Here is a 12,565-nt window from a genome sequence, read left to right as displayed (position 1 = left end):
CGATGAGCGCCGTTCGCCATATCAAACTCCTTCCCTGGCTCCTGTTCGCAGGGGCGGCTTCTGCCGTTGAACCCTGCCGCGTGGAGATCGTGGACAAGGAGAACGGCTGGCCGGTGCCTTTGGTCGAGCTGAAGACCACACATGAGGCGCGCTATGTGAGTGACAACGCGGGACTGATCGCGCTGGAAGACTCCGACCTGTTAGACCGTGAGGTGTGGTTCCATGTGAAGGGCCACGGTTATGAAGTGGCGAAGGACGGCTTCGGCTTCCAAGGCGTGCGTGTGACTCCCAAGGCGGGTGGAAAGCTACGGATCGAAGTGGAGCGGAAGAACGTCGCTAAGCGCTTGGGCCGCTTGACCGGTGCCGGGATGTTCGCGGAAAGCGGGAAGCTCGGGATCAAGGCACCGCTTCCGGAAAGCGGGGTCTTCGGCTGCGATTCGGTATTGATGGCGAAGCACGGCTCGAAGCTCTTCTGGCTCTGGGGCGATACGACCATGCCCGGTTATCCCCTCGGGGTCTTCGATTCGACGGCCGCGCTCACCGACTTGCAACCGCTGAAGAAATTCGAACCGCCGATCGCGATGCCCTACACGCATTTTCGCGATGACAAGGGCAAGCCGCGCGGCGTGGCAAAGATGCCAGGCGATGGCCCGACGTGGCTTGGTGGAATGGCAAGCGTGCCGGACAAGGAGGGCAAGCCCCAGTTGGTGGCGCTTTATTCGAAGATCAAGGGCCACCTCGATGAGTATGAGGTGGGGCTGTGCCGGTGGGATGAGAAGGCGCAGTCCTTTGAAAAGGTTCAGGCCATCTGGAAAGACGGAGACGGCAAGAAACCGCTGCTGCTGCGCGGACATCCATTCGCTTGGAGTGATCCCGCCGGGAAGAAGTGGCTGCTTTTCGGGGATCCCTTCCCGGAAGCGCGTTGCGAGGCCACCTATGAATCATGGAGCGATCCGAAGACTTGGGAGAAGATCGAAGAAGCCGCCGCTCCGCGTTCCGCGGAGGATGGTTCAGAGGTGAAGCCGCATCGTGGATCGGTCGTGTGGAGCCCTTTCCGCAAGCGCTGGGTGGCGATCTTCACGCAACAATATGGCAAGCCATCCACCTTCGGCGAGATCTGGTATGCCGAGGCGGATTCGCCGATGGGGCCTTGGGGCAAAGCGGTAAAGGTGCTGACGCACGACAACTATACTTTCTACAACCCGAAGATCCACGCGGAACTCACTCCGGAAGGGGCTCCCTTTATCGTGTTCGAGGGGACCTATACGGCAGAGTTCGCGGACCGTCCGGTGCCAACGGCGCGGTACAATTACAACCAGATCCTTTACCGGTTGGATCTGGATGACCCGAAGCTGGCGGGAGCGAAGTAGGGCACATGGCCCCGGTCATTTGAGAAACCACGACCTAATGAAAGTCGTGCGACTCCGAGGCATGAACGGGTTCTGAGCCAGGCAAAGGAAACACCTCGCTGACGAATACCGTTCGCTGCCCGCCTTCGGAGATCTGCACCCGCCCTTCCGCCATCAGGAAGGGTTCGCTGACGATGACCAGCTTGAGACGATGGAAGTTCTCTTTCTTCACGAAGAGATTCGAGATTCCCGTCTCATCCTCGAGGGAGATGAAGCAATGCCCTTTCGCGGTGCCGGGACGCTGACGGCAGATCACCAAGCCCCCCACCCTCACCGGCACGCCATGGGGCAATTGCTGGAGTCCGGCCGCAGTCACCACCTTGGGGACATCGGTGCGTTGGCGCCATAGCTTCATCGGATGCGGTCCCGTCGAAGCGCCTTGCACGGCAATGTCGGAGGCGAGGCGTTCATGGATCGACATCGCCGGAAGCACCTCTTCCATCAACCGGGTATTCGCATCGAGGAGGTCACCATAAAGCGGCAGCTCCACCTGCCACATCGCCTGACGCCGATGGCCGACTTCCGGCAGGTCGTTCAAGGCTCCCGACTTCGCGAGGACTCGACGCTCCTTTACGTTCGGAGAGACGCGATGGATAAAGTCTCCCAAGGATTCAAAGGGCTCTTTTTCCCGTTCCCGAAAGATTCTTTCCTGAGTTTCCTGCGAAACGCCTTTCAAGCGATGCAGCCCGAGACGGACGACTTTATCACCGGTCACCTCGGTCACCACTTTGCTATGCACGCATGAGGCGGGCAGCACCTGCACTCCATGGCGCTTCGCATCTTGGATCAAGGAGTGAGCCGAGTAGAAGCCCATCGGCTGATTGTTGAGCAGGCCGGCGTAAAAGGCCGCCGGTTCATGCACCTTGAACCAGCAGGACCAGTAGGCAATCGAGGCAAAGGACAAAGCGTGGCTTTCCGGGAAACCGTAGAGCGAGAAATTACCAATCGCGTCGATCACCTTCACCTGAACTTCTTCATCCACCCCGCGTTCGGCCATACGACGGCGAAGTTCGGCAGTAACTTCCTGCATCCGCTTGTGCGAACGATTGAAGGACATCGCCCGTCGCAACTGCGCAGCCTCGTTGCCGGTGAAATCCGCAATGATCTTTGCCATTTCGAGCACCTGCTCTTGGAAAAGAGGAACGCCCAGCGTGCGCTCAAGAGTTTTCTCGAACGAAGGATGAATCCAATCCGGCTTGTCCAAGCCCTTTCGTCGTCTCAGGTAAGGATTCAACAAACCGCCCACGATCGGCCCCGGACGCACGATGGCTACTTGAATGGCCACTTCGTAGAAATGATCAGGCAGTAGAATCGACAAGGTCGCCATCTGCGCACGCGACTCTACCTGGAAAGTACCAATTGTGTCCGACCTCTGCATCAGGTCATAGACCGCCCTGTCATCGAGATCGATGCTCGCGAGCTCGAATCCCGGATCCTTGCGCCTCCGCACCTCGATCATGTTCTCCATCGCCGCAAGCATGCCGAGGCCCAGCAGGTCGATCTTCACGATCCCCAGATCCTCGCAGTCATCCTTGTCCCACTGGACAATCGTGCGACCGGGCATGCTGGCATTCTGGATCGGTACCACTTCATCAAGGCCTTGGTTACAGATTACAATCCCACCCGAATGTTGCCCCAGATGACGCGGCAGGCCGAGCACGGCGTGGTAGAGCTTCTCCAAGGCTGCCAAGCGCGGATGCGAAGGCGGCAAGAGGCTGGCCATCCTTTCTTCAAAGGCCTCATGCATTTCGGCTTCGAGCTGCTCAGACGTTTTTTTCTCCTCTCCCTCCTTCTTCTCCTCGAAGCGGCTATCTTGGGAAGGCGTCCCGCCGAGGGTGGAAAAGCGATCTGCTACGGATGGAGGAAAGCCGAGCACCTTCGACATCTCACGGAAAGCGGAGCGCGGCTGATAGGTGATGACATTCGCGGTCATCGCAGCACCACGCGCACCGTATTTTTTGAAGACGTATTGGATGACTTTCTCGCGCTGGTCGCCGGAGGGGAAGTCGATGTCTATGTCCGGCCAAGACTTGTATTCGTTCTTGCTGGGGCCATCGGAAAGAAAGCGCTCGAAGACGAGCTTCTGCTTCACCGCATCCACGTTGGTAATGCCGAGCACGAAGCAGACGACCGAGTTCGCGGCAGAACCCCGCCCTTGGCAGAGGATCTTTTCCTCACGGGCGTAGTTCACGATGTCCTGCACGATCAGGAAGTATCCGGAAAGCCCGAGCTTGCCGATCAAGGCAAGCTCCATATCCAGCTTCTCGGCCACTTCCTTGGTGAGCTTTCCATAGCGCCACTCCACGCCTTTCAAGCATTTCGCCTTCAGATATTCGGTCTCTTCATCCAAGGACATGAAGCGCCCGTTCTCATCCTGAAAAGACGGAAAGTCATAACCCAGCTTCTCCAAGGTAAACCCGATGCGCTCGGAAAGCTCCCGGGTATTGGACAAAGCTTCCGGCAAATCCGAAAAGAGCTTCGCCATCTGCTGCGGTGACTTCAGGTAACGCTCGCCATTCGGCTCCAGCAGCAGGCCCGCCGCATCGAGCGCAGTCTTATGGCGCAGGCACGTGAAGGCATCCGCCAGCAAGCGATCCTCGCGCGTGGCGTAAATGGGCGCATTGCTTGCCAGCAAGGGCAGGCGCAACTGGCGGGCAAGGTCGATGAGATAGCGGTTCAACTTCGCATCGTCCCGCAGGCCGTGGCGATGGATCTCCACATATACGTTTCCATGGCCGAACATCTGGATCAGCCCGCGCGCTGCCTGAATCGCTGCCTCCCGATCATCCCGGAGCAGATGCCGGATCACCGGTCCTTCGCGATCCCCGGTGAGGGCCATGAGATCGCCGCCGTTCATTTCATAGCAGCGGACAATTTCCTTCAGGTGCCCGTTCGTGAGATGACGGGACAGGATGCGATAACCCTTCCGCGTCGCACAAATCACCGGCACCTGGGCGCCATCGATATCCAAGGTCGCCCCGGTAATCGCGCGGAGGCCGCGTTTCGTCGCCTCATGATACGCCCGGGCGGAACCGTAGAAACCGGCATGATCGGTGATGGCGATGGTCTGCAGACCGATGTCCGCGGCGCGTTCCATCATGATCTCCGGATCGCTCGCGCCGCGAAGGAATGAGAAAGCGGAGCGCGCGTGAAATTCCGCGAATGGAGGCGCGGCTTTCATGCAGATAAGAACCGCGGGACACCTTCGCAAGGAAGAAGAGAACCCACGGAATACCCGGAACACACGGAAGCAGGGAAAGGGCAGGTTGTCATGAGCAAGCCCTTCTTCCGTTCCGTGTATTCCGCGTATTCCGTGGTTTTCATCCCTTCACTGGTAAAGCCCATCGATCAACCATTGGTCCGGAGGCTGGAACGCGAGGCGAAGCAAATGCTGGTTCGCCAAAAGAACATCCCACTCCAGGCGACGCCACTCCGCCTGAGGATCCCACCAGTGCCCGGATTGCCGGAAGGGGCCTCGTGCTTCAAGGATTTCCCCGCGATAGGGTCCCGTGAGCAGCGCGTAAGGACGCGGCGGCCGTGCCTCAGCATCGGAAGCCACGTTCACCTGATACGCCGGGCGGAAACGCCTCAGGGGCAAGGAACACGAGGGCTGAAAACGACCGGGGTCGGGAGCCGGGCTGCCATCGGCAGAGCGGAGCTTGAAATCATCCGGCCGATGGCTTTCAGGAGGTAGCGGGATGCCCATCTTGCCGGGGCCTAACAGCCCTTCGAGCTGTGCCAGAGTATCCGTCCAGCGTTCCGGCCGGGGAAGCTGGCGGATGAACCAATCCTTCTGCGCCGCGGTGGGCAGCGTGATCTCCACATCCAGCGTGATGCCCGTGATCCCCTTCCCCGTCTTCAAGGAATCCAGCAGCACGCTGATCGGCCTGAGCAGTTCCTCTTCCTCCACCCGCGGCTCCGGCAGACGGATCTCCCGCAGCAGACAGGCCCCGCCATCCAGATGGAAAATGATCCGCAGCGTCTTTACCGCCACATGACGCGCGGCCAAGCGCGCGGAGAGCGAGTGCAGCAAGCGCTTGAAGGAAAAGAGCAGCGGCTCGGTGGAACGAAGCGCCTCCTCGAAGTCCATTGTCTGCTCCATGCTTTCCGGAGGACGATGCAACCTCAGCAAGCGGCAGGACTTCGCATGCAGCAGATCATGCCACGCCCCTGCCCTAGGTCCCAGACGCTCGGCCAAGGCCTGCCGCGGCAACTTCATGAAATCACCCAAGGATCGGATGCCCCAATCCTTCAAGAGCGGCAGGAAGCCCTCGCCCTCCGGCAAATGGCCCAGCAGGGAGAAGGGCAAGACCGCAATATCCTTCGGGCTTATCTGGAGACCGTGGCAAGAAGCATGGCGCACCGCCAGACGTGCGAGGTCGGGTGTCGGCGCCTTGGAGTAAAGCAAGCACGCGCCCGGCAGCTCCAAGCTCGCAAGACGGGCCGCATGCCTTGAAGTCGTCCGCGAAAGATCGAGGATCAGGGTGTCTCGCCCCGCGATCTCCAGATCCGGCGTGAGGCTTTCCGCCAGCGCGATCAAGTCCCGCATCAACTCCGCCTCGCCAGCGGGATCGGGCGACAGCACCTTGAGATCCGGGCAACGCACGAGGGCGCGGTTCAGCGGCCAACCGGAAGCAATCCCGGTGCTGCGCGCGAGTTCGTTCACCGCCTGCAGGGGCAGCTTCACTTTCTCGGCCATTGCCTCCGGATCGATTTGCAGCACGGCACAAGGCATCCCCCGTCCTTCGGGAAAGGCTTTCAACGCGGCAGCCACCGTGAGGTCCGGCACATGGAGAGCAGCAAACATGATCCTCAAGTCGCGCGACGCATCCGTTCCGGCACTACCCGCAAGCGCGAGATCAGCTCGCGGCGCGGCACTTCAAAGTCCTCAAGGGCCAGCTTCGCATTCAGCGAGACACGCACGGACGCACAGGGCACCTGCGCGGAGGGAGACATCACCACCAGGCGGCAGCTCGAAGCCTCCGCAGCCAGCTTCAGCCGCCACCACGCAGAGGCCGGGATGCCGCTCAGCTCCCGCCTTCCGATACCGCAGGTATCAAGCAGCACGAAGGGGATATTTGCATCCCTCACCAGCAGGTCGGTGGCCTTCAGCATCTCCAGCGCGGAGGAACAGCGCACCCAGACCAAGCGCGAGCATGCTTCCTGCGTGAAGGAGGCGGGATCGAAGCAATCGCCACCATCCACCAACACGAAATCGGGAAGCGCGGCGATCTCTTCCGGCTCTCCCAACAGGCCGGCCACCAGCATGTTCACGCCGGAGCCGATCACTTCCGAGATCGCACCCGGCGGGAAAAACGCGGGATCAAAGGGCTGGCCTTCATCCGCTTTTTCCTCCTGCTTGATCAGCGAAACCGCATGGGCCTGAGGGAATTTCTCCCTCAGTTGCCTGCGCAGATCCTCAATCGCCGGGGCGGACACCCCGGCACGCTAGGATCAAATTTCAAAATGTTCAATCGAACAGTTTATAACTGTTCGGAAAGAGGCAGCACTTTTACGGGCATCTTCGGATCCACTCCGTCCGAGACGTAGATCAAGAATTGCTGGCGGGAGCCTGACATCCGCTCCACCTGCGTGCTCAGACAGGCCTGAAGACTGCCATCCGCTGCCGGGTAAAGGATGCTCATCGGCAGGACCTTCGCGGTATCCGGCATTCGGCGCACCATCACGGCTCCGGGATTCAACTTCAGCTTTTCCTGCCCCCAGGTGATGCCCATCGGCTTCCCGGTGAGATTCACGAAACGGAAGTCACCATCCTTGGTATCATCCGGAAGGCTCATCACGCGGGCTTGGTCCCAGGATTTCCCGCTCCGCCAGACGAGCGCCAAGGTCGAGCTGCCCTGAGCCAAGGGGATGCGGACCCATGGAGTGCCCGCTTCCGTCTTCACCATGATGGCACCATCCTTCGGCGGCGGGATCTTCAGTTCCGGAGTAATCGTGCCGAGGCGCAGCTTCAGCGGCCACTCTTCCTTCTTCTCTCCTTCCGCGACATTCTGGAACAAAAGGATCTGGCGTGGCGGCACGGTGCCTTCTTCCGCCGGGATCTCATAGCGGATGCCTCCGCGCAGTTCCTGGCGGAATGGCGGCGGATCACCCAAGGGCAAAATCCGCAGCGTGTGTTTCGGTGCTTCCTGTGCAAAGGCAGCGGCTGCACTGGCGAGCAAGAGCGACAAAAGGACTTTCATTCGCGCCCCAGCTAGGAGAAATCCCGCGGGAGTCCACGACCGGCAAAGTGACTTTACCGTCGCATTCCCAAATGATGAAGGATGCGTGAAGTCGCAATTCCCTTTAATGCAGCGCCATAGGTGCAGAGTGTCCCCTGTGTGACAACGGCGACACTTCCGATGTGGCGAAGATGTTACATAAGTGACTCAATCCAAACGATTCTGGTGTCTCATCTGTAACTCTTGTTTCATAGCCACGCAGGTACCTTTTCCTAGGGTCCGCGCCGCATGAAGAAAATACCCTCGTGTTTGAGCGCGCTCGTGGTCCTCGCCAGCCCGGGCCTCAGCTTCGCTCTGGAACATGGCAACCTCGACGTGGTGCAGCTTAACACCACGAACAACGGCCAAGCATCCCCCGAACCCGCCGTGGCGGTGACGATCAAGCCTGGTGCCACCCCCAACTTCGCCGTGCGTGGTCACAACCGCGGCGACTTCGACATGGCTTTCAGCGCGACCCCTGCGCAAGATTGCAACAATGGCGTGATGATCACTTCGGTGACGCAGAACGGCCGCAATAACGTTTCAGGTGGCGGCCCGGACGGCATCACCTACTCGACCAGCATGGCGGAACTCAGCGCCAATGGTTTTTTCATTCCCGTGCACGCGGCTTCCGGTGGTGCCGAATCGGTGGATGGCAACCCACCGACCCTGCAGCTCAATGGTGGCGGTGAATTCAACGTCAACCTCGCCGCAGCTTGGTTCCCCTATGCCGAAGGTTGGCTCGGCGCGCACGCCAGCGCCGGCTCCGTGAACGGTGGCCCGCTGACCGCCGACTTCCGGAGCAATCCCCTGATCCGTCTCGGCGCCGGTCTGGAATTCGTCGACAACAGCACCAGCACCCCCGCGGTAAACGGCACCGCCTTGGTGAACCTGACGGCCCTGCAATCCCACGGAGTACCTGCCACTTCGTCCAATGGTGTGGTCTTGGTAGTCGGTGGCAAGAATGAGGATAACTACGCGCTGAGCCGCGACAATGCCGACGGCACCTTCAGCTTGACCGTGAAGGACAACGGCCAGAACGGCGTCGGATCCGAGCAGGACGGTGTGGCTTTCGTGTATGTCCCGACGGCAGCCGCCGGTCGTGGCCACGTGAAGGCCGTGGGCCGCATCCAAAGTGATGGCTCTTCCGAAGTGGGCGGTGGCAATTTCACCATCACCAAGCAGGGCGTCGGCCAATGGCTGCTGACCATCCCCGACCAGACCGATGCCACGGGCACTCTGATCATTTCCGCAGAAGGCGGAAGGCCAGCTGCCGGCACCACGCCGAACCCGAACAACGTGGACAACATCGTGAGCTATGAGTGGAACCAAGCACTGGGTGGCTGGCTGATCGAAAGCCGCGACCTCCCGACCATCGTCCCCGTCGCTTCGACCACTCCCACGCTGCAACCAGCGCTGGAAGATGGCCTGACGGCGGACGAAGACATGTTCAGCTTCGCCTTCCTCACCACCGCGCCAGCCATCGCGCTGACCAGCCCGGTGAAGGATGCGATCTACCCGACCGATCCTGGATCCCAGCTCACGCTGTCTGCCACGAACACCGTGGCCACGCCGGCCGAAATCCAGCAGATCGAATTCTTCATCGATGGCGTCTCCGTGGGCACCGATGCCACCGCGCCTTTCGAAATCAGCGTTCCTTCTCCTCTTCCAGGCCAGCGCAAGGTGGAAGCCGTCGCGACCCTCAATGGTGGTGCCGTGGTTTCCAGCGTGCTGACGCCGATCCTGATGGAGGCCAAGATCAATCCTCCGACCATCTCCGGTTACAGCCTCGGCATCATCGATGGCGGCGACCCGGAACTGGATCCGGACAAGACCTCCAATCCGGCCCCGGCCTGGGCGACCGTCCTCGGCACGCCTTCCCCGCTCGGCTTTACGGCACTCGGCAACGTCTCCGGCGAACCTGCCGTGAAGATCAATGACAATGCCGTGCCTTTCAATTCCGGCATCCTGCTTGGACTCGACTATGCCGGTGAAAACTGGCTGGACATCACCACCCGTGGTTCGATCGACAACCTGCTGATCCCGCGCAACGAAGGCGGCAACTATGCCCTCTCCGTGAAGGACCTCGCACAGGATGCCTCGACCGATCCGGTCAATCGTCCCGAATCCGGCCGCTTCACCATGGGCTTCTTCCCCTACGCCAATGGCTGGGTGGGTGCTCACGTGAATGAAAACGGCACGATCAACACCGACAGCGCCAATCTGCCTGCCGGTATCACCGTGACCAACAACGCCGCCGGCACCTACACCATCTCCGGCCTGCCACAGACCGGCAACATGCTGGCTCTCAGCACCGGCACCACGGCCGGCGCAGACAACGTGTCGAACATCGGCCAAGTGGGAGTGAACTGGTCGGTCATCAACCGCGACAACAGCCAGAACGTGGAGAACGGCGACTTCGCCTTCCTCTACATCCCGCAGGAAGCGACAGGCGTCTACAGCGGCAAGATCGCCAATGACGGCACCCTGACCCCGCTCAATGTCAGCATGGCTGCCGTGGGTGCGACGGTGGACGAAGTGGCTGGCACTTACGAAATCATCTTCGGTGATGGAACGATCATCAATCCTTCCAACACCGCGCTCTTCGTGACCGCCGACTATCAGAACGGCAACGGTGGCGACAACGTGTATTCCTACCATGCGGATGGAAACAAGTTCGTGGTCTTCTCCCACGATCTTCCCGGCGTTCCCGGCACCCCGCAGGCTGGCGGCTTCCGTTTCCTGGCAGCCCCCTACGCTCCCGTCGCCGCCGCTGGCGATGAGGTGTTCGTGAAGGTTACCGACAACTTCGCGCAGGAAAACACTGCCGACACCACGTTGCAGTTCGTCTTCACCCGCACCGGTGACACGACTCCCGCGCTGACCGTGAACTACGGTATCGGCGGCACGGCCACGAACGGCGCCGACTACGAGACGCTCCCCGGCGCGGTGACCTTCGCTGCCGGCTCCGCGACCGCCACGGTAAACGTGACGATCAATACCGAAAGCCTGTATGAAGAAGACGAGACGCTGATCATCTCTCTCCTGCCAGGCACCGGCTACACCGCCACGGCCTTCCAGGCTTCGGCGACGATCCGCAATGCTTCCTCGCTGGTTCCCGTGGCGACCGCCTCGTTCCAGAACGGCGTGGACAACTACACCGGCACCTTCTCGAAGCACATCGGCAAGAACGCGCTGCCCGATGCCTCGGGCAATCCGGTTTACACCAATACCCTCGGCAGCTCGGCGGCCTCGTACTATCTCGACGGTTATCCGGGTCATGCCGATAGCGCCGACCAGAACGCGATCATGCGCTTTGACAACATCTTCGGCAATGGCCCGGGACAGATCCCGGCCGGCGCGAAGGTGACCAAGGCCGAGCTCATCCTCACCACGGCCAACGGCGCGAACTCCCGTTCCCCGGGTCCATTCGTGGTGGACCGCTTGATCGTCCCGGTAACGGCTGAAACCACCTACGCCGACCTCGATGCCGGATACGGCTTCGAAGGCGTGCGTGGTTCTTCCTCGGGCCTTCCGGTGGCAGCCTTCGGTTCGATGACGAACCAGACCGCACAAGTCGCCGACGTGACCGCCATCGTGCGCTACTGGGCGAACGAACTGATCGCCAATCCAAACGAAAACCCGAACCTCGGCTTCTCCATCTACACCGGTGGCACCGCCGACGGCTGGGAATACTGTGCGGAAGGCAATACCACCGTAGCGCTGCGTCCCAAGCTCGTGGTGAGCTACGTGACCTCGCCGATCTCGATCCACACCTACTCCGCCGATCGCTCGGCACTGCTCAACGGTGCTGGTCCGACGGTTGATGGCTCCACCCTCAGCCTGGCCTTCGTCGATCTCATCGCCGATGCCACCACGGAAGGATTCATGCGCTTCCCGGTGACCTTCGGCACCGCCGAGACCGACATCCCCGAGGACGAGGAAATCGTGCGCGCCGAGCTGGTGCTCACCACCGGCACGCCGCTGCTGCTGGAAGGCAGCACGAATGCCCACAGCCCCGGCCCGATCTCGGTGCATCAGGTGCTCACCGATTGGACCGTCGAAACCGCCTTCGGACCTGCCGGTCCGGTGGCAGGCACGAACATCGGCCCTGAAGTCAGCCGCGTGACCGGCATGGGTCAGACCAGTGCCGCGTATCTCGATGTCACCGCGATCGTCCAAGCATGGCGCCGTGGTGCTCCGAACTACGGGGTGAACGTCAAGCCACAGACCACCGATGGCTGGCAGATCTTCTGGCCGGGTGCCTCCGAGCCCTATCCAGGTGCCGAGCCTACGCTCCGGATCGTGACTGCCGAAACCACCGCTCCGTCCGCCTTCCAAATCTGGGCGGAAAGCAAGGGCGCTGCCGGTATCCTGCCTACCTCGGATAACGATCGCGACGGCCTGACCGCCGTGGTCGAATATGCCCTGGGCTTCGATCCCCGGAAAGCGGATGCCTCGCCGGTGCCGATCAAGAACGGTAACAATGTGACGCTCCAATTCGTGAAGGGCAGCGCCGCCAAGAGCGACACCGCCGTGAAGTACGAGATCGCGGCGAGTGAAGACCTCATCGAGTGGGCTCCCCTCGCGGAAGCCGTGGATGGTCCCGATGATATCTCGGTGACCCTACCCGCGAACGCGACGAAGAAGTTCTTCAAGCTCGTGGTCACCTACACCCCCTGAAACGGCCCGCCGTTTCTGAATTGAAACATCCCATGAAGCAGCCGCCAAGGTGGCGGCTGCTTCTTTTTCCCGAGGCACTTCCCAAGGGATCCTCCAGCCGGACAAGCAGGGCTGGAATGAATTTCCCGGGCCCATCGGCCCACCGTCCATTCCGGAGACTTATCTCAGGATCGTCATGTCACGGATTCGTCATCATGTGACTACAATGACCATCCCTTTTGCCACGGAACTGTGACAGCCGGACACTTTAGA

The 12,565-nt window shown here is 60.8% G+C and carries 6 protein-coding genes; 2 read left to right on the top strand and 4 right to left on the bottom strand.

The features are described 5' to 3' along the window. Positions 1–2: 2 nt before the first annotated feature. Positions 3–1,370: a glycoside hydrolase family 183 protein gene (locus HHL09_RS22495; RefSeq protein WP_240963686.1), complete on the top strand. Its 1,368-nt coding sequence runs from the start codon at positions 3–5 to the stop codon at positions 1,368–1,370. Between the two features lie 34 nt (positions 1,371–1,404). Here the strand turns inward: HHL09_RS22495 and HHL09_RS22490 are convergent, their stop codons facing one another. From HHL09_RS22490 to HHL09_RS22475, 4 genes are all read right to left on the bottom strand, one after another. Further along, positions 1,405–4,590, bottom strand: coding sequence for a DNA polymerase III subunit alpha (locus tag HHL09_RS22490; RefSeq protein ID WP_169456922.1), 3,186 nt, complete (start codon positions 4,588–4,590; stop codon positions 1,405–1,407). 147 nt (positions 4,591–4,737) lie between these two features. Next, entirely contained in the window at positions 4,738–6,216 is a 1,479-nt protein-coding gene (locus tag HHL09_RS22485; protein WP_169456921.1) for a DNA polymerase Y family protein, read from the bottom strand. 5 nt (positions 6,217–6,221) lie between these two features. Continuing rightward, complete coding sequence (locus HHL09_RS22480; RefSeq protein ID WP_169456920.1) at positions 6,222–6,848, bottom strand: hypothetical protein; 627 nt, start codon at positions 6,846–6,848, stop codon at positions 6,222–6,224. A gap of 44 nt (positions 6,849–6,892) precedes the next feature. Continuing rightward, positions 6,893–7,612, bottom strand: coding sequence for a hypothetical protein (locus HHL09_RS22475; protein WP_169456919.1), 720 nt, complete (start codon positions 7,610–7,612; stop codon positions 6,893–6,895). A gap of 267 nt (positions 7,613–7,879) precedes the next feature. Here HHL09_RS22475 and HHL09_RS22470 point away from each other — a divergent pair, with 267 nt between their 5' ends. Continuing rightward, on the top strand, positions 7,880–12,313 hold the full coding sequence (locus tag HHL09_RS22470; RefSeq protein ID WP_169456918.1) for a Calx-beta domain-containing protein: 4,434 nt from the start codon (positions 7,880–7,882) through the stop codon (positions 12,311–12,313). Positions 12,314–12,565 lie beyond the last annotated feature (252 nt).

This window comes from Luteolibacter luteus, assembly GCF_012913485.1.
In the GTDB taxonomy this organism is placed as follows: domain Bacteria; phylum Verrucomicrobiota; class Verrucomicrobiia; order Verrucomicrobiales; family Akkermansiaceae; genus Haloferula; species Haloferula lutea.
This window is presented reverse-complemented; position numbering and strand designations above follow the sequence as displayed.

Coding starts and splice junctions, on each gene's coding strand:
- HHL09_RS22495 (WP_240963686.1), top strand. CDS start 3: ATGAGCGCCGTTCGCCATATCAAACTCCTTCCCTGGCTCCTGTTCGCA.
- HHL09_RS22490 (WP_169456922.1), bottom strand. CDS start 4,590: ATGAAAGCCGCGCCTCCATTCGCGGAATTTCACGCGCGCTCCGCTTTC.
- HHL09_RS22485 (WP_169456921.1), bottom strand. CDS start 6,216: ATGTTTGCTGCTCTCCATGTGCCGGACCTCACGGTGGCTGCCGCGTTG.
- HHL09_RS22475 (WP_169456919.1), bottom strand. CDS start 7,612: ATGAAAGTCCTTTTGTCGCTCTTGCTCGCCAGTGCAGCCGCTGCCTTT.
- HHL09_RS22470 (WP_169456918.1), top strand. CDS start 7,880: ATGAAGAAAATACCCTCGTGTTTGAGCGCGCTCGTGGTCCTCGCCAGC.